The following is an 18,080-nucleotide window of genomic DNA, read 5'->3' as shown; positions in this document are numbered from 1 at the left end:
CAGCAGAGGACAAGCAGAGGAGGCCCAGATGAGCCGAGCCACCATCCTGGTCGTGGACGACGACGAGGCCCTGGCCGAGATGATCGGCATCGTCCTGCGCAACGACGGCTTCGAGCCCGCGTTCGTGAAGGACGGTTCCTCCGCGCTTCCGACCTTCCGCGCGGTGCGCCCGGACCTCGTCCTGCTGGACCTCATGCTGCCGGGCATCGACGGCATCGAGGTCTGCAAGCTCATCCGTGCCGAGTCCGACGTCCCGATCGTCATGCTCACCGCCAAGTCCGACACCGCGGACGTGGTGCGCGGCCTCGAGTCCGGCGCCGACGACTACGTCCCCAAGCCGTTCAAGCCCGCCGAGCTCGTGGCCCGTGTCCGCGCCCGCCTGCGCGAGGGCGATACCCGTGCCCCCGAAACCCTGAAGATCGGCGGCCTGGACATCGACGTGGCCGGCCACCAGGTCCGCCGCGGGGACGAGGTCATCTCCCTGACCCCGCTCGAGTTCGACCTGCTCGTCGCCCTCGCCCGCAAACCCTGGCAGGTCTTCAGCCGCGAGATGCTCCTGGAGGAGGTCTGGGGCTACCGCCACCAGGCCGACACCCGCCTGGTGAACGTCCACGTGCAGCGCCTGCGCTCCAAGGTCGAGCCGGACCCGGAGAACCCGACCGTCGTGCTCACCGTCCGCGGCGTCGGATACAAGGCCGGCCAGGGCTGAGGCCGTGGCCCAGGCCCTGGACCAGGAGGAACGGGACACCCGCACGTTGCCGGCCGCCGGAGTCGTCCCGGTCGTCGCCGAGCCCGAGCCGGTCCGGCGCTCCCGGCTGAACCCGCTGCACTGGCTCCACCGGCTGCGGCGCGCGTGGCGGCGGTCGCTGCAGCTGCGCACCTCCATCATGGTGGGTGTGCTCACCTTCGTGGCCTCGGGGCTGCTCGCCGTCTTCTTCGCCCAGCAGATCTCCGACGCGCTCGTCGAGGCCCGCTTCGAGCAGATCGAGGTCGATGCGAACCGCTCCCTGGCCCAGGTCCGCGACACCTTCGCCCTGGCCGGCACCCCCGAGACGCCACTGACCGACGTCATGGTGTCCCAGACCCTGCGCTCCCTCGAGGGCGACTCCTCCACGCTCGGCCGCCGGTTCATGCTCGAGCCCCTGCCGGACACGGACTCGGCCGACATCGGCCGCGTCTCGTCCCCGCAGCTGGACTCGGAATCGATCCCCGCCGACCTCAAGTCCGCCGTCGCCGCCGGCACCGGCGTCTACTACGCCCATATGGCGATGGAGGACGAAGGAGGGACGGTCCATCCGGCACTGGCCTTCGGCACCCAGGTGATCCTCCCGCCCGGTTCCGGCTACTCCCTCTACCTGGTCTACGACCTCTCCGACGTGCAGAACTCGCTGGACTCCGTGCTGCGCGTGCTCATGCTCTTCGGCTCCGGCTTCGTGCTGCTCAACGTGGTGGTCTCCGCCGCAGTGATCCGCCTCGTGGTGCAGTCCGTGCAGCAGGCCTCCCTGGCCGCCGAGACCCTCTCCCGCGGCAACTTCGAGGCCCGCATGCCGGTCCACGGCGAGGACGAGGTCGCCCGCCTCGGAACCTCCTTCAACCGCATGGCAGACAACATCCAGGACCAGATCACCCAGCTGGCCCAGCTGTCCCAGATGCAGCAGCGCTTCGTCTCCGACGTCTCCCACGAGCTGCGCACCCCGCTCACCACCGTGCGCATGGCCGCCGACGTCCTCTACGGCTCCCGAGACGACTTCGACCCGGTGAACCGCCGATCCACCGAGCTGCTCTACCACCAGGTGGACCGTTTCCAGGCGATGCTGGCCGACCTGCTCGAGATCACCCGCTTCGACGCCGGCGCCGCCATGCTCGCCCTCGAGGAGACCGACCTCTTCGCGCTCTGCAACGACGTCATCCTCACCTCACAGCCCCTGGCCGACCGCGCCGGAGTGGAGGTCTTCGTGGTCCCGCAGGGCTCCAGCTTCCTGGCCCGCGTGGACCCCCGCCGCATCGAGCGCATCGTCCGCAACCTCGTGAACAACGCCATCGAGCACGCCGAGGGCCATCCCGTGGACGTCGTGGTCTCCGGAGACGGCGAGGTCGTCTCCGTCGGTGTGGTGGACCACGGCATCGGGATGTCCGCCGAACAGGTCGAGCGCGTCTTCGACCGCTTCTGGCGCGCCGACCCGGCCCGCACCCGCACCACGGGCGGCTCCGGGCTCGGCCTGTCCATCGCCACCGAGGACACCCGCATCCACGGCGGCAGCCTCGTCGCCTGGGGCGAGCTGGGCGTCGGATCCTGCTTCCTGCTCACGGTCCCGTGCGACCAGCCCCCGGCCGGAGTCCCGCACTCCGAAGCGACGATGGTGGACCACGCCGCCCTGGCCCTGCCGCCCGTCTACGACGTCCGCGAACGCCGCCTCGCCTCAGACCCCCACCGGCCGCTCATGGACGCCGGCGTCGACCGTCCCGACCCGGTGGGTCCGGACGAGGACGTGAACACCGGTGAGATCGACCGCACGCAGGAGCAGGCGCTGCGCGACACGTCCCGAGAGGAGGACCCGCGATGACCGCAGAGACCGTCGCCGGGCGCCGCCGGCTCACCCTCGCCGTGCTGGCCGCCGCCTCCCTTGCCCTGTCCGCGTGCGCGCAGGTGCCGACGTCCTCCCCGGTGGGCACCTCCCCACCGTTGGCAGGCGCCGAGCAGGAGCAGGACGTCCCGCTGTACGTCCCGGCCGGTCCGGTGCGCGACGCCGAGGCCCCCGAGATCATCCGCGGCTTCCTCGCCGCCGGCGTCGGTCCCCAGGACGACTACGCGATCGCCCGCCAGTACCTGACCGGCGACGCCTCCGCGGACTGGGACCCCCACCGCCGCACGGTGGTCTACTCCTCGCAGCCGACCGTCACCCGTGTGGACGAGGACGGCACCTACCTCGTCCAGGTGGAGATCGACTCCATCGTGGACCAGAACGGCATCAGGACCGCGGTGCCCTCCGGCACCACCGAGGCCTGGGAGCTGACCGTCACCGACGTCGACGGGCAGCGCCGCATCAGCGCCGCCGAGGACGGGACGATGCTCTCCGGCTCCCAGTTCGCCGCGATCTATGCGCCGCACGAGCTGTACTTCTTCGACCCGACCTTCACCTATGCCGTGCCGGACGTGCGCTGGTTCATCAACCGGGGCACCACTGCTGCGGCGATGACCCGGGCCCTGCTGGCAGGGCCCGTGAAGCCCCTCGGCGGCGCCGTCGTCTCGGCCTTCCCCGCCGGCAGCGGCTCCCAGCTGTCCCGCCCGACCGTCCCGGTGACCGACGGCGTCGCCTCCGTCGACCTCGCCGCCTCGACGGTGGACGGCATGGACTCCGACGGCCGCGAGCGGCTGCGCCAGCAGATCGAGATGACCCTCGAGGGCCTGAGCACCGTCGAGAGCGTCGAGGTCACCGTGGACCTGGACCCGCTGGCGGTGGAGGGCGAGACAGACCATCTCGACCCCGTCGAGGTGAACCCCTCGAAGGGCACCCTCCAGGTCGGCGTCGACCCGACCAACCGGACGCTCGCCTTCTTCCAAGGCCTCAGCGTGACCCCGGTCGGCGGGCTCCGGAACGTCTCGGCGCTCGACCCGGTCGAGCCTGCGATGAACCGTGCCCGCACCGACTTCGTGTTCCTCACCTCCGATCGCACGCAGATGTACCGTGCGGACACCGAGGGCACCCTGGAACAGATCGTCTCAGGCATCTCCCTGACCCGCCCCACCGTGGACGGACTGGACTGGGCCTGGACGGTGGACTCCGGCAGCTCCTCCCGCATCCGGGCCGTCCCGCTGGGCGACCAGGAGGACGGCACCGCCCGTGAGGTCAGCACTCCCTGGCTGAAGTCGGACGAGACCATCCGCGCCCTGCAGGTCGGACCGACCGGCACCCGGGCGGCGCTGCTCGTCGAGTCGGAAGGCACCGTGAGCCTGCGCGTGGCCGGCGTGGTGCGCGGCCAGGACGGTGTGCCGTCCTCGCTCACCGACCCGCAGACACTCGAGACGACCGTCCCCATGCGCGACGTCTTCTGGATCGACGACGTCACGCTGGCGGTCACCGACTATGCCGACGACGCCGAGGACAAGATCGAACCGCAGGTGATCTCCCTCGACGGCACCCGTCGCACCCTGAACCCGCTCGCTGGCCTGACCGGGTTCTCCGGGGGGGACTCGCAGTCCTTCTACGCGGAGACCGAAAACGGCGTGTACCTGCTTCTGGGTTCCTCGTGGCGCAGCCAGGAGCTCACACGCCCCGTCCGGGACCTGGCCTTCCCCGGCTGACCCGTCCGCCCCTCCTGCACAGCACGCTGCGTCCCGCACATCGTCGGGACCGGGGCCTCCGGCCGCGGCGAGGACGGGTGGACTGGCCCCATGTCCTCGCTGCTCGCCGACGTCATCGACCTGTTCCTCCCGGCCGACTGTGCCGTCTGCGCCGCACCGGGCCGGCGCCTGTGTCCCGACTGCACGGCGGCGCTGCGGTACGCCCTGTCCGCGCCGGTCCGCATCGAGGAGCACGCGGCGGCCCTGCCGCTGGTCCTCACCGGTGCGCCCCTGCCGACGATCGTCGCAGGGCAGTACGCGGCTCCGCTGTCCACCGCCGTGCTCTCCTTCAAGGACCACGATGCGCTGCACCTGCGCCGCCTGCTCGCACCGGGTCTGCTGCAGGCCGTCCATGCTGCCCTGGGCGACCCGGACGTGCGGGCGCTCTGGGCGGCCGAGCACATCGCCGCGGGCCGTCTGGGCGAGCAGGCCCCACCGCCGGTGCTCGTCCCCGTCCCCGGCTCCCTGACCGGCCACCTGCGACGCGGCTGTGATCCGGTGGCCGAGCTGCTGGCGGCGCCGCTGCCCTGGCCGGCCGCGGTGCGCCGCGACGTGGTCCGACCCGCCCTGCCCGGTGCGGCGGACCTGTTGGCGCCGGCGACGGCCTCCCACGCGGGCGCCACCTCAGTGGCCCGGCGCCGTCGCCGGCGCGGCTGGAGGGTGGGCCGTCGGCTGGCCCGGGGGACCCCGGTCGTGCTGGTGGACGACGTGGTCACGACCGGTGCGACGCTGGCGGCACTGGCACGTCAGGTCCGCAGAGCGGGCGGGGTGCCGGTCGCGGCTGCCGCGGTGGCCGGGGTCGCGCCCCCGGATTCGCCGTCGGCGGGCGGCTCCGGCGAGGCTGACAGTGTGTCCTGCGTCACGTAGGGTGGATGCACGGGGTCGGTCTTCCGATCCCGCCCCGCCGGCGGCTGGAAGGAGTGAGACGCTCTCCACCAGCCGCCGTTGTGCTCTCCGGGTCCGGCCGCGGCCGGCGTGGGAGGGCCGCGGGAAGCGACAGGACGACCCTAGGAGGACGCCATGACCATCGATGTCAGCTTCATCGCCCGCAACATCACGCCGAGCGAGACCTACCGCGAGCACGTCCGCGAGCGTGTCGCCCGACTCGAGCACCTCGCCGCCGGCGCGGACTCCATCGAGGTCAAGACGTCCAGGCCCTCCAGCCAGCGCCACTCCGAGCAGAACGTGAAGGTGGAGGTCACCCTCCGCGGCGACGGCACCGTGGTCCGCACCGAGGCGGACGACGACGACAAGACGGTGGCCTTCGACAAGGCCTTCACGCGCCTGTCCGAGCGCCTGCGCCGGCTGCACGACCGCCGCAAGGACCGCCGCCGGCAGGCTTCTGTGGCCGAGGCCACCGCGGACATGGTCCCGGTCGACCCCAACGTCTCGCTCGTCGAGCAGGTCCTCGCCGCCCGCAAGGCGGAGGAGGAGGCCGCGGGCATGGACGTCCCCGAGGACACTCCTGTCCGCATCCGTGAGAAGACGTTCCCCGCGACGCCCATGACGGTGGACGAGGCCGTCGACGCCATGGAGCTCGTCGGCCACGACTTCTACCTGTTCCAGAACTCCGAGACCGGCGTGCCCGGCGTCGTCTACCGCCGGCAGGGCTGGCAGTACGGCGTCATCAGCCTCGACGAGTCGTTGCCGGCGGACCATGTGCCGGACGGCGGCCGTGAGCGCTTCTACGGTGAGAACACAGCGGACGCCGCCGAGTGAGCGGCACCTGCCCCGTGCCGGACGGCGCCCGCCCTGACAGGGACGGGCGCCGTCGCCGCGTCCGGACCGTGTCCCGGGCCCGTCGTGCCCTCCGACGCACCGGGCGATGTGGCCCGGAAGCTGCGCGGGGGCTGAGCGGCCTGCCCCGTCCGAGGGGCGCACGCCCGGCGCGGTCCACGTTCAGCGAACACTCGGCCGGCCGGACGTAGACTGTCACGCAGACCACGTTCCGGCGCAGGCCTTGATCCCGGGCACCACCATGCCCGCAGGCCCCCGCCGGTCCGCGCCCGACCGTGCAAGGAGCTGAAGAAGCCAGTGCCCTCGATCATCGACCGCATCCTCAAGATCTCGGACAACCGGGCCGTCAAGCGGCTGCGGGGCATCACGGACGCCGTCAATGTGCTCGAGGACGAGTTCCGGGCCATGACGGATGCCCAGGTGCGGGAGGAGACCGACCGCTTCAGGGAGCGCCTCGCCGACGGCGAGACCCTCGACCAGATCCTCCCGGAGGCCTTCGCCGCGGTGCGCGAGGCCGCCGGCCGCACCCTGGGCCAGCGCCACTACGACGTGCAGCTGATGGGCGGTGTCGCCCTGCACCAGGGCAACATCGCGGAGATGAAGACCGGCGAGGGCAAGACCCTCGTCGCCACCGCCCCGGCCTACCTCAACGCCCTGACGGGCAAGGGCGTGCACATCGTCACGGTCAACGACTTCCTCGCCTCCTACCAGGCCGACCTCATGGGCCGCGTGTTCCGCTTCCTCGGCATGGAGACCGGCTGCATCGTCTCGGGCCAGGACCCGGCCACCCGCCGCCGGCAGTACCAGGCGGACATCACCTACGGCACGAACAACGAGTTCGGCTTCGACTTCCTGCGCGACAACATGGCGTGGTCGCTGGACGAGCTCGTCCAGCGCGAGCATCACTTCGCGATCGTCGACGAGGTCGACTCCATCCTCATCGACGAGGCCCGCACCCCGCTGATCATCTCTGGACCGGCCCAGGGGGACGCGAACCGATGGTACGGCGAGTTCGCCCGCATGGTCCGCCGCCTCGAGCGCGACACCGACTACGAGGTGGACGAGAAGAAGAAGACCGTCGGCGTCCTCGAACCCGGCATCGAGAAGGTCGAGGACCACCTCGGCATCCAGAACCTCTACGAGGCGCAGAACACCACCCTCATCCAGTTCCTCAACAACGCTGTCAAGGCCAAGGAGCTGTTCAAGCGGGACAAGGACTACGTGGTCCTCGACGGCGAGGTCCAGATCGTCGACGAGCACACCGGCCGCGTGCTGCCGGGCCGCCGCTACAACGAAGGCATGCACCAGGCCATCGAGGCCAAGGAGGGTGTGCAGATCAAGGCGGAGAACCAGACCCTGGCGACCGTCACCCTGCAGAACTACTTCCGCCTGTACGAGAAGCTCTCCGGAATGACCGGCACGGCCGAGACCGAGGCCGCCGAGTTCGCCAACACCTACAAGCTCGGCGTGGTCGTCATCCCGCCGAACAAGGAGAAGCAGCGCGTCGACAACAACGACCTCGTCTACAAGAACGAGAAGGTCAAGTTCGACGCGGTGGTGGAGGACATCGCCGAGCGCCACGCCACCGGGCAGCCGGTGCTGGTGGGCACCACGTCCGTGGAGAAGTCCGAGTACCTCTCCAAGCTGCTCGCCAAGAAGGGCATCCGCCACGAGGTCCTCAACGCGAAGAACCACGCCCGCGAGGCCGCGATCGTGGCGCAGGCGGGCCGCCTCGGTGCCGTCACCGTCGCCACCAACATGGCCGGCCGCGGCACCGACATCATGCTCGGCGGCAACGCCGAGTTCTCCGCCGTCGCCCGCATGCAGGAGCTCGGCCTGGACCCCGACACCGACTCCGAGGCCTACGAGGAGAAGTGGCCGCAGGTCCTCGAGGAGGCCCAGCGCGCGGTCAAGGAGGAACACGACAAGGTGATCGAGGCCGGTGGTCTCTACGTGCTCGGCACCGAGCGCCACGACTCCCGCCGGATCGACAACCAGCTGCGCGGCCGTTCCGGCCGCCAGGGCGACCCGGGCGAGTCCCGCTTCTACCTGTCCCTCACGGACGAGCTGATGCGCAACTTCAACCCGGGCGCCGCCCAGCGCATCATGAACTCCGCCGCGATCCCGGACGACATGGCCCTCGAGTTCAAGATGGTCTCCTCGGCCATCCAGAACGCGCAGGCCCAGGTCGAGGGCCGCAACGCCGAGCAGCGCAAGAACGTCCTGAAATACGACGACGTGATGAACCGCCAGCGCGAGGCCATCTACGCGGACCGCCGCTCGATCCTCGAAGGCGAGGACCTGAGGGACAAGGTCCGGAACTTCGTCGAGGACGCGGTGGGCGCCATGGTGGACGCCGCGACGGAGGAGGGCACCGCCGCCGAGTGGGACCTGGACCAGCTGTGGACCGACCTGCGCACCCTCTACCCGGTGGGCATCACGCATGAGGAGGTCGTGGAGGAGGCCGGCGGCCTCTCGCGCCTGAAGGCCGCCACCCTCAAGCGCGAGCTCGCCTCGGACGCCCTGCTCGCCTACGAGGACCGCGAGGCCCAGGTCGGCGACGAGGCCCTGCGCGAGGCCGAGCGCCGCGTGGTGCTCTCGGTCATCGGAAAGAAATGGCAGGAGCACCTGTACGAGATGGACTACCTCAAGGAGGGCATCGGCCTGCGCGCCATGGCGCAGCGCGAGCCGCTCGTGGAGTATCAGCGCGAGGGCTACCTGCTCTACCAGGCCATGATGGCCGGCATCCGTGAGGACTCCGTGCGCACCCTGTTCTCCGCCGACATCTCGGCGGCGCCGAAGTCGGTGTCCCTGCCCGGTGTGGCGGACGCCCGCGGCGCGACGATGCTGCCGCAGGTCAACGTGGAGGGTCTGGAGTCTCCGCGCCGCCCCGCTCAGCTGCGCATGTCCGGTCCCGGAGAGGACGGCAGTACCGTGGTGCGTCGCGATCGCGGCGACGGCGTGGGCCAGGGCTCCGGCGAGACCGACGCGACCACCCAGTACAGCTCACGCCGCGAGCGCCGTCGGGCCGAGCAGGCCGCGAAGAAGAAGGGTCGCTGACCCGCTCCGGACGGTCCCGCCCGGAGCAGCCCGCCGGGGTTCACGCCCCTCCACGACGACGGTCCGTCACCTCCCGGAGGCGACGGACCGCTCTCGTGTGTCCGGATGGGCGGGCGGCGGGTCAGCCGATCTCCACGGCCACCACGCGCCAGCGGCTCAGCCGGCGCTCCATGCGCAGCGCGATGGCCCGGACCCGGTCCCCGCAGCGGATGGAGGCGCTGGCCTCGACCCGGCCGGGGGCGACCTCGCAGACGCGGGCGCCGACGGGGCGCGGCGGCTGGGCGGTGGTCATCCGTGCACCGGTCCGCTCCAGCAGGGCGATGCGCCGGGCCACCTTGTCATAGACCGGCAGGTCGAGCCAGGCCGCCAAGTCGCGCAGGTGCCGGCGGCCCACCTCCGCCTCCACACAGGCCAGTGCGATGACGCCCACGAGCGTCCGGACCGCGCGGTGGTCCTCACGGCCCCGCTCCTCACGGGCGCGACGGGTGAGCTCGGCCTGGCCGGGCAGGGTGCCTGCAGGCGCGGCCAGGGAGGACCAGCGACCGACGGTGTTCCGGACGGCGGCGGGGCTGCCGCCGACGGTGCCCCTGGCCGGGGGCCGCCCTCCCGGAGCGGGGGCCACGAGCGGTCGTCCTGACGAGAGGCGAGGCGCGCGGGGGCCGGCGGTCTCGGGGGTGTCGGTCATGTCGACGGCGGTCATCGTGTCCTCCTGGTGCTCAGGGATGGTCTGCGGTGCGGTCTGAGAGAGTGTCGCTCGGGTGATGCGGGTCATGGCCGGCCGTCCTCTGCGGGTGGGACGTGTCCGGTATGCGGCGGGACCTCCAGGACGGTCCCCGTGTAGAGGACGTGGGGATCGTCTCCGATGAGCTCCCGGTTGTGGCGATGCCACTCGCGCCAGCGGGCGTCGACCTCGAGCACGGTGGCGTCCGGCCCGAGCTCGGCGGCGGCCAGGTCCCACAGGCAGTCGCCGTCGACCACGGTCACGGTCGGGGCGGAGGCGTCGGCACGGAGCGCAGGGGCCAGGCCCGGACCGGTGGGCGAGGGGGCGTCGGGCAGCCAGTGGGCGGACGGGCCGTCTCCGACGGTCTGCGCGGAGACGGGCGGCGCCGGAAGCCAAGCGGCGGAGGGCGCGTCGTCCGCGGCGGCACCGGGGGCGAGGGCGACATGGATCCCGAAGGCCGCTGCGGCCAGCCGCTGCAGCAGCGCCGGGCTGAACCGGGCCAGGACGTCGGCATGCCTGCTTCCGCGGCGGGCCGCGACCACCCAGAGCGCGGTGCTGACCAGGGCGACGGCCCACGCGAGACAGAGGACGAGGCCGAGGGCGGCACACCCCAGGGCGAGCAGCTGCTCAAGGCGTGCCGTGCCGGTCCGCGGGGCCGTCCCGGCCAGGCGGTCCGCCAGGGACAGGAACGCCGGACCGGCGACCGTGCAGGCGACGGCGGACAGCAGGTCTGCTCCTCGCAGCCGGCGGCCAGGCGTCGTCGCCGAGTCGTTCGGCGCGGCGGTCCAGGTGGAGGACGATGCGGCCCTCGGTGCGGTCACGGTCATGGTCTTCCCCTCCGGTGACGTCTCGGAGCCCGCGCTCCGATGTGTGATCGTGCCCATAGTCAACAGGCGGGGTCGAACGATGTCAAGAGATAGAAGATGATCTTGTTTGATGTGCTGTGGTGATGTACGAGGCTGTGTGGGGGACGCGCCTCGGTACGCTGGCGGCATGAGGTGGGACGGACTCTTCGCAGACCTGGAGGCCCAGTGGGAACGGCAGCTGCATGCGCAGATCCTCGCCGAGGCGGCGGAGCTGACCCGTGGCGAGTGGGCCGCTCTGCCGTTGGCGGCCCGCCTGCGAGGCGCCCGCGGGCGCACGCTGAGGCTGCTGCTGCGTCACGGGCACCAGTGCGAGCTGACCGTGCAGGCTGTGGGGGAGGGGTGGATCGGCGGGCGGACGCCGGGCGGAGACTCCGTGTTGGTCCGGCAGGCGGCGATCACGGCGGTGGACGGCCCCTTGGCGGCGGCTGTCACCGCAGACGGGTCCGTCGGCGGTGGGCCGACCTTGGGTTCGGTGCTGCGCCGGGTGGCCAGGTCGCGCGCGGCGGTCGAGGTCGTGGCCCTGGACGGGGCCGTCGTCGTGGAGGGGACGGTGGACCGGGTGGGTGCCGACCACATCGACGTCGCCAGGCACGCCCGTGACGACGCGCGCAGGGCATCGTCCGTGCGCGGGGTCCTCGTCGTGCCGCTGGAGGCCGTGGCCCTCGTGCGCACGGCCGGACACGCGCTCTGAGGCGGCGGATCGGTCCCGGACCCGACCCGCGCTCGTGCGGGAGGGGCCGCTCAGGCCTGCTGGTCCTCCTTGGCCCACTGTTCCACTTTGCGGCGGGTCGCGGCGTACTGGTCCGCGATGAACTCCTCGAGGACCGTCTGCTCGATGCGCCACTGGCCTCGACCGCCGACCTGGATCGCCGGCAGCTCGCCGCTGCGGACCATCGCGCGGGCCTGGGACATCGAGACGTTCAGCGTCTCGGCGACGTCGGTCAGGGTCAGGAAGCGCGGCATGGTCACCTCGTTCGTCGTGTGGCGGGCGCCGCCGTGCAGATCGGGAGCCCGCCCGGGAGCGGTCCACACCATTGAACACCCTCCGTGCCGATCGGGCGGCCTGCGTCCACAGGCTCCGCTGTCCACAGGGGTGTGGCGTGGCTCGCATCGGCGGGTGACGTGTCAGTATGCTGGCGGGGCGTCTCCGGCCCGGAACGGGGGTCGACGAGGGGACGCGGGCCGCGACGGGAAGCGGCCCGACGACGCCATGAGGGGGAGGACCTTCCGTGCCCGCATCCACTGGGACCGAGACCGCCGCGCGCCTGCGCCGACCACGCTGGAGGGATCCGCGGCTGATCGTCGGACTGCTGCTCGTACTGGCCTCGGTGGCCGGCGTCGTCGCCCTGCTGCAGTCGGCCGACCGCACCCAGGCCTACTGGGCGGCGAAGAAGGACCTGGCCCCCGGGGCACCCCTGGCCGAGCACCACTTCGTCCCGGTCGAGGCCAACCTCTCCGGGGCTGACCGACACTACCTCTCGGCGGACGAGCCGGCGCCCGTGGACAGCATGCTCCTCGCCGCGGTCCGCGAGGGGGAGCTTATCCCGGCAGGCGGTGTCGTGGAGGCAGACCCGCAGCAGCGCAGGCCGGTCGGCCTCAGCCTCGCCGAGCCGCTGCCCGCCGGCGTCGGCGTCGGAGACCGGGTGGACGTCTGGGTGGCGCTGCCCGAAGATGAGGGGCACGGCTACGCCCGCCCGGAGCGAATCGCCGAGCGCGTCGAGCTCTCGGAGCTGGTCGAGGACACCGGGGCGTTCGGCGCGGGGGAGGGCATCCGTGTCCAGGCCATGGTCGGCCCCGACCAGCTGCCGGAGCTGCTGGAGGCCAAGGTGCGGGACGCCCGCATCACCGTCGTCCCCACCCTCGGCGGTCACTGACATGCGGGTCTTCGTCGCAACCACCCTCGTCCCCGGAATGGACCTGGTGGGACCGCTCGAGCGCGTGCAGTCCGAGGTCACCGTCCTGCGGCGCGTGGAGGACGCCGCCGAGCTGCTCGCCGTGGCCCGCTCCGGCACCGTCGATGTGCTGCTCATGGCCGGAGACCTGGCGCCGCTGTCCCGGGGACTGCTCGGCGAACTCGACTCCCTGCCCCGTCCCGTCGGCCTTGTGGCGGTGTCCGAGGTCTCGGCCGATCGGACGCGAGCCCGTGCCCTCGGCGTCCGCACGCTCCGCGCCGACGTCGACCCGCTGGAGCTGGCGGACGCCCTCGCCGTCGCGGCTCGGGACGCGCAGACCGGCCTGCCCCACGTCCGCGAGGCGGAGGACCCGGCCGCAGACGACGCCGAGCCCTTGCCCGAGACGCTGACCGGGACAGGGCCGGACGCCGGCCAAGGCCCGGAACAGGCCGCCGACCAGGGCGTCGAGCAGAACGCCGTCGCGGACGGCGGTGCCTTCCGGCCCGGACATGCGGTGGGAGGACCCGGCAGGACGGCGGACGCGGCGCAGGGCCGCGGCCGGTCCCCGTCCGGCACGGGCGGCGCCTCCGCTGACGGGGCCCCGGCGGGCGGTGCCGACGCATCCGAGGCACAGGATCCGGGGACCGTCGGCGAGTTCGGCTCCGAGGACACCGCGCCGGAGGAGTCCGGGAGCACTGGCGAGGCAGATCCTCGGCGGGTCCGCGCGGGGCGCCCGTCTGCCGGCGGCACGGCAGCCTCCGGCCCGGCCGCGACCCCGGACGCATCCGGGTCGGGTCGGCCGCGGGCCGGACGGATCACCGCTGTCTGGGGTCCGGCCGGGGCTCCGGGGCGGACCACCGTGGCCGTCAACCTCGCCGCCGAGGCTGCCGCACTGGGGGCCCGGGTGTTGCTCGTGGACGCGGACACCTACGCACCGGCGGCGGGGGTGCTGCTCGGGCTCACGGACGAGTCCGCCGGACTCGCCCAGGCCGCCCGGGCCGCGGACCGGGGACGGCTTGACCGCAGCGCCCTGGACAGCGCGGCCGTGCGGGTCCGGGCCGCCGGCGCGGACCTGTGCGTTTTGACGGGACTGACCCGGCCGGAGCGCTGGCCCGAGCTGCGCGGCGCCGCACTCGAGGAGGTGATGCGGTGCGCGCGTGAGGGCTGGGACGAGGTCGTGGTGGACGTGGGCTTCTGCCTCGAAGAGGACGAGGAGCTCAGCTTCGACATCCCCGCCCCCCAGCGCAACGGGGCGACCCTGGCCGCTCTCCGGGCCGCCGACCGCATCCTCGCCGTCGGCGGCGGCGACTCCGTCGGGCTGCCCCGGCTGATGCGCGGTGTGGACGCGCTCCGCGAGGCGGTGCCGGACGGCCCGGAGCCGGAGGTGGTGGTCAACAAGGTCCGTCCCGCAGCCGCCGGGACCGCGCCGCAGTCCCAGATCACCGCGGTCTGGCGGCGGTTCGGCCCGGGTCTGCCCATCACGGCGTTCCTGCCGGCCGACACGGCGGCCTGCGACCGGGCCCTGCTCGGCGGTCAACTGCTCGCCGAGGCGGCGCCCAAGAGCCCCCTGCGGAAGGCGCTGCGCGAGCTCGCGGACCCGGGCCCGCCTCGGACGCCGGGTCCGGTCACCGTCCCGGGGAGTGCTCGCCTCTCGCCCCTGCGCCGACTCGGCACGGCCGTGGCCGCCGCGCTGCGGAGGGGACGCGCTGCGGGCGCTTCGGCGCCGAGGACCGAGGCAGGCCCGGCCGAACGGGCCGTGCCCTCCGTGGTGGAGGCCCCCGGAGAGGCGGCTGGGCGGGACTAGGTGTACTGACCGGAGACGTTGATCGATGGGACCGGCATCAGCCGACCATGTGCAGGGCGATTGATTCCTTGACCTGTTCGATGAACGCCCGAGACGCGGGGCTCGGATTGAAAGAGCCCCACGCGACGTACTCGGCCCGGCAGGGGCCATCGGCCACGGGAACTGCTCGCAGCGCTGGGTTAGCCGGCACACATTCGACGGGCAGCAGGCAGACGCCCAACCCGCGTTCGACGAGGGCGAGCATGAACTCGGTCGACATCGCCTCGAAGCCCACGCGGCGCTGAAGGCCTGCGGCAGCGAATGCCCGATCGCCCTGGAGCCTGCCCGGCGACCCGGCCGGGAAGTCGATGAACGTCTCGTCGACCAAGTCAGCCAGGGCCAGGGTGCCCGTGTGCGCTAGCCGGTGCTGTGACGCCATGACGGCGACGAGACGCCCTCGGGCGATCTCGTGCGCGGTGAGTCCGGACGCTGGGGCGACGTCGGCGTCCACGCCGAGGAAGGCCACGTCGAGTCTCCCGCTGCCGAGGTCGCGCATGAACTCATTGCTTCCCCCGCCCCGCACGGTGAGGTCCACGTGCGGATGGCTAGCGTGGAAGGCCGCGATGATGTCGGGCACGCTGACGGCTGTGACCGTCGGGATGACACCCACCGATAGGCTTCCGCGGACCTGGCCCACGGCCTCGGCAGCGACCGCCACGGCACGGTCGGCGGCTGCGAGGCTGGCGCGTGCTTCCGTGAGGAAGGCTTCGCCGGCGGGGGTCAGCTCCACTCGGCGGGATGAGCGCACGAACAGTGCCGTGCCGAGTTCCTGTTCGAGGGCCTTGATCTGGTGGCTCAGTGCTGATTGCACGACGAAGCAGCGTTCTGCTGCTCGCGTGAAGTTGCGCTCCTCGGCGATCGCCACGACGTACCTGAGCTGTTGGAGTTCCACACATTAATGATCACACATCATTGTTTAGGTGAGAACAATGTGTTGGACTCACCGCTGGCGGGCGACTGACGATGGATCGGTGAACACTTCTTCCCATGGGGCCCGCAGTTCGTTGCTGTGGACCTGTCTGACGGCGCTGGCCCCCGCTACGTGGGGGACTACATACATCGTGACCACCCACCTCCTCCCAGCCGGACACCCCTTGTTCGCCGCGTTCATAAGGACGCTGCCGGCAGGGATCATCGCCGTGGCCCTGTCGAGACAGCTGCCGCGCGGCTCGTGGTGGTGGAAGAGCTTCGTGTTGGGCGGTCTGAACATGGCCGCGTTCTTCCCCCTGCTGTTCTTATCGGCGCAGCGTCTTCCGGGCGGGGTCGCGGCCACGCTGGGTGCGGTACAGCCCATCATCGTTGCCCTGCTGGCCGTGGCTGTCCTCCACGAGCAACTCTCCGGATGGCGCCTGGGATGGGGTGTCGTGGGTGTCGTGGGCGTGGCCCTCGTGGTCCTTGGCCCGAGCGCCGCCCTGGACCCGGTGGGTGTGGCTGCAGGACTCGGTGGCGCAGTGGCCATGGCCACGGGCGTGGTCCTGACCAAGAAGTGGAAGCTCCCCCAAGGTGTCTCGCCCATCGCATTGGCCGGTTGGCAGCTGACGGCCGCCGGCCTGCTACTGGCGATCCCGGCGCTGATGGTGGAGGGGCCACCGGCAGTGATTTCCGGCCGTGGCTGGCTTGGGTACGCCTGGCTCGGCCTGGTCGGGGCACTGGTCTCTTACAGCCTCTGGTTCACCGGCATCCGACGCCTGCCCGTCACGTCCACAGCCCTCCTGGGACTTCTCTCGCCGTTGGTCGCCGCCCTGCTCGGCGCCCTGATCGCGCACGAACACCTCGGAGCCGAGCAATACCTCGGCTTCGCGATCGCCCTGGCCGCCATGGTCTGTGGCCAGCTCCCCGCACCCACCCATCGTCGAAAGGACAATTCATGAACATCACGGTTCTCGGAGCCACCGGCATGGCCGGCGCAGCGATCGCGCAGGAGGCCACACGCCGCGGCCACCACGTCACTGCCGTATCGCGGAACCCACAGGAGACCAACGACCCGCATACCACCGTCACTCGTCTCGATCTGACAGACCTCGAGGCACCCCTGCAGCCCGTCCTGAACGACGTAGACGCCGTCGTGCTCGCCGTGCGCATGGCCCCCGGCGACGAAAGCCGTGTGGCCCCGCTGACCAGCCGTGTCCTCGACCACGCCGCCGTCGCGGGGGTCCGGGTCCTGGTCGTGGGAGGAGCAGCGCCCTTGCGCTCACCTCACGATCGAGAGTTGCTCGTCCTGGACGACCCCGCCTTCGTGCCGACCCAGTGGCGTGACGTCGCGTCGGCCAGCCTCGACCAGTTCAACGCGTGTACCGAACATCCGAACCAGAACTGGACCTACCTGAGTCCGTCGGCAGTCTTCGAGCCCGGACAGGGAACCGGTGCCTATCGCCGTGGCGGTGACACGCTCCTCATCAACCACGATGGCACGTCGCGGATCACCCCTGCGGACCTGGCCCTAGCGGTGCTCGACGAGCTCGAGCAGCCCAGCGCCGTACATCACTTCACCGCCATCGAGCAAGCAAAGGGTCTGGCCTAGATGTGATGTCCAGGGAGGTTGTTGAGCCTGGTGGCAGGCGCGGCGCCGATCGCGGAGTGGACGCGATGATGATTGTAGAAGTGCAGCCATCCAGGCAACGCGGCCCCTGCGCTCCGTCTCTGAGCTATAGAACCGGGCGTAGGCCCACCCGTCAGCGAGCGTGCGATGGAACCGCTCAATCTTCCCGTTCGTCTGCGGCCGGTAGGGCCGAGTCCGCTTGGGCTTGATCCCGAGCTCGGTGCAGGCATCACGCCAGGCATGCGAGCGGTAGGCCGAGCCGTTGTCCGAGAGCACCCGCTCCACCTCCACGCCCAGGCGCGCGAAGTGGGCGACCGCGCGGCGCAACACCGCGATGGCCGTCTGGCTGCGTTCATCGGAGTGCATCTCCACATAGGCGAAGCGGGTGTGATCATCGATCACGGTGTGCAGAAAGCCCACCCCGAGCCGGGGCTGATATCGGGCATCACGGGTTCCTTCGCGGTCCGAGGTCGCCGCGCGGTGCTTCAGGCCCTGCTGGCGCCCGACGAATCGGTGTCCGCCCCCGTCGGGGATGCGCCCGAACGTGGTGACGTCGACGTGGATCAGCGAGCCGGGGTGGGGGTGCTCGTAGCGGCGGATCGGTTCGCCGGTGACCCGGTCCAGACGGGCGAGGCGGTTGATCCGGCAGCGCACGAGCACGGCATGGACGGTGGAGGCCGGCATCCTGAGTTCTCCGGCGATCTGTGCCGGCCCCGGGCGTCGGCGCCATCGGGCGGCCACGATCTGTTTCACCACCGCTGGCGGTGTTCTGGTCGGCGTCGTGGACGGCCGGCTGGACCGGTCTGCCATCCCTGCAGGTCCCTCGGCCCGGAAGCGTGTGGCCCATTTGCGTGCGGTGGGTGGGCAGACCATGAACATCTTGGCCGCGGTGGCGACCGGTCAGTGTTCCTCGACGATGAGCTTGGCCAGGCGTAGGCGGGCGCGAGGGGTCAGGGCGGCGTGAGCGTGGGACATGAAGGCCTTCTGTTCGCGTGAGCGGTTTCTCGACAACTCCACTTTTGCAACGGAAGGCCTTTGCCTGTCAGCTGTTCACGCAACAACGTCCCTGGACATCACACC

15 protein-coding genes and 1 pseudogene are annotated in these 18,080 nt (G+C 71.6%); 11 read left to right on the top strand and 5 right to left on the bottom strand.

Annotated features, from left to right (window positions below; translation table 11 throughout):
- Positions 1-28: 28 nt before the first annotated feature.
- The 6 genes from mtrA (at position 29) to secA (ending at position 9,139) form a co-directional block, all read left to right on the top strand.
- Positions 29-709 carry an MtrAB system response regulator MtrA gene (gene mtrA / locus CEQ11_RS09435; RefSeq protein WP_088478450.1) on the top strand — a complete coding sequence of 227 codons (681 nt, stop codon included), beginning with the start codon at positions 29-31 and terminating at the stop codon, positions 707-709.
- A 4-nt stretch (positions 710-713) separates the two neighbouring features.
- The gene (gene mtrB / locus CEQ11_RS09430) at positions 714-2,564 is read left to right on the top strand and encodes an MtrAB system histidine kinase MtrB (RefSeq protein WP_227718828.1); all 1,851 of its coding nucleotides are present in this window, start codon (positions 714-716) and stop codon (positions 2,562-2,564) included.
- Positions 2,561-4,303 (top strand): LpqB family beta-propeller domain-containing protein, encoded by a 1,743-nt coding sequence (locus tag CEQ11_RS09425; protein WP_088478449.1) that lies wholly within the window; start codon positions 2,561-2,563, stop codon positions 4,301-4,303. Before mtrB ends, CEQ11_RS09425 begins: the two co-directional genes overlap by 4 nt.
- A gap of 90 nt (positions 4,304-4,393) precedes the next feature.
- On the top strand, positions 4,394-5,209 hold the full coding sequence (locus tag CEQ11_RS09420) for an amidophosphoribosyltransferase (RefSeq protein ID WP_088478448.1): 816 nt from the start codon (positions 4,394-4,396) through the stop codon (positions 5,207-5,209).
- 153 nt (positions 5,210-5,362) lie between these two features.
- On the top strand, positions 5,363-6,061 hold the full coding sequence (hpf, locus tag CEQ11_RS09415) for a ribosome hibernation-promoting factor, HPF/YfiA family (RefSeq protein ID WP_088478447.1): 699 nt from the start codon (positions 5,363-5,365) through the stop codon (positions 6,059-6,061).
- A 315-nt stretch (positions 6,062-6,376) separates the two neighbouring features.
- Entirely contained in the window at positions 6,377-9,139 is a 2,763-nt protein-coding gene (gene secA, locus CEQ11_RS09410; RefSeq protein WP_088478446.1) for a preprotein translocase subunit SecA, read from the top strand.
- Between the two features lie 121 nt (positions 9,140-9,260).
- On the opposite strand, the gene CEQ11_RS09405 is transcribed toward secA, so the two are convergent.
- Positions 9,261-9,911 (bottom strand): Rv3235 family protein, encoded by a 651-nt coding sequence (locus CEQ11_RS09405; RefSeq protein WP_088478445.1) that lies wholly within the window; start codon positions 9,909-9,911, stop codon positions 9,261-9,263.
- Complete coding sequence (locus tag CEQ11_RS09400) at positions 9,908-10,687, bottom strand: LysM peptidoglycan-binding domain-containing protein (protein WP_088478444.1); 780 nt, start codon at positions 10,685-10,687, stop codon at positions 9,908-9,910. Before CEQ11_RS09400 ends, CEQ11_RS09405 begins: the two co-directional genes overlap by 4 nt.
- A 166-nt stretch (positions 10,688-10,853) precedes the next feature.
- Between CEQ11_RS09400 and CEQ11_RS09395 the strand changes: the two genes are divergently transcribed.
- Entirely contained in the window at positions 10,854-11,417 is a 564-nt protein-coding gene (locus CEQ11_RS09395) for a hypothetical protein (RefSeq protein WP_088479002.1), read from the top strand.
- Between the two features lie 50 nt (positions 11,418-11,467).
- On the opposite strand, the gene CEQ11_RS09390 is transcribed toward CEQ11_RS09395, so the two are convergent.
- Positions 11,468-11,689 carry a helix-turn-helix domain-containing protein gene (locus tag CEQ11_RS09390; RefSeq protein ID WP_067191302.1) on the bottom strand — a complete coding sequence of 74 codons (222 nt, stop codon included), beginning with the start codon at positions 11,687-11,689 and terminating at the stop codon, positions 11,468-11,470.
- Between the two features lie 266 nt (positions 11,690-11,955).
- Here CEQ11_RS09390 and CEQ11_RS09385 point away from each other — a divergent pair, with 266 nt between their 5' ends.
- Both CEQ11_RS09385 and CEQ11_RS09380 read left to right on the top strand, forming a co-directional pair.
- Positions 11,956-12,600, top strand: a complete 645-nt coding sequence (locus tag CEQ11_RS09385; RefSeq protein WP_088478443.1) for a flagellar biosynthesis protein FlgA — start codon at positions 11,956-11,958, stop codon at positions 12,598-12,600.
- Positions 12,601-12,646: 46 nt separating this feature from the next.
- Positions 12,647-14,422, top strand: coding sequence for an ATPase (locus CEQ11_RS09380; RefSeq protein ID WP_227718827.1), 1,776 nt, complete (start codon positions 12,647-12,649; stop codon positions 14,420-14,422).
- Positions 14,423-14,459: 37 nt separating this feature from the next.
- Here CEQ11_RS09380 and CEQ11_RS09375 read toward each other — a convergent pair whose 3' ends face one another.
- Complete coding sequence (locus CEQ11_RS09375; protein WP_088478442.1) at positions 14,460-15,353, bottom strand: LysR family transcriptional regulator; 894 nt, start codon at positions 15,351-15,353, stop codon at positions 14,460-14,462.
- Positions 15,354-15,522: 169 nt separating this feature from the next.
- Here CEQ11_RS09375 and CEQ11_RS09370 point away from each other — a divergent pair, with 169 nt between their 5' ends.
- Positions 15,523-16,332 (top strand): EamA family transporter, encoded by an 810-nt coding sequence (locus tag CEQ11_RS09370; RefSeq protein WP_255397892.1) that lies wholly within the window; start codon positions 15,523-15,525, stop codon positions 16,330-16,332.
- A complete protein-coding gene (locus tag CEQ11_RS09365) occupies positions 16,329-16,982 on the top strand; it encodes an NAD(P)-dependent oxidoreductase (protein ID WP_088478441.1) in 654 nt (217 codons plus the stop codon). Before CEQ11_RS09370 ends, CEQ11_RS09365 begins: the two co-directional genes overlap by 4 nt.
- Here CEQ11_RS09365 and CEQ11_RS09360 read toward each other — a convergent pair.
- A pseudogene (locus CEQ11_RS09360) lies at positions 16,979-17,975 on the bottom strand (IS481 family transposase). The gene CEQ11_RS09365 and the pseudogene CEQ11_RS09360 sit on opposite strands and share 4 nt — an antisense overlap.
- Positions 17,976-18,080 lie beyond the last annotated feature (105 nt).

It is taken from the genome of Micrococcus sp. FDAARGOS_333, from assembly GCF_002206575.2.
GTDB classification, from domain to species: Bacteria; Actinomycetota; Actinomycetes; order Actinomycetales; family Micrococcaceae; genus Micrococcus; species Micrococcus lylae.
This window is presented reverse-complemented; position numbering and strand designations above follow the sequence as displayed.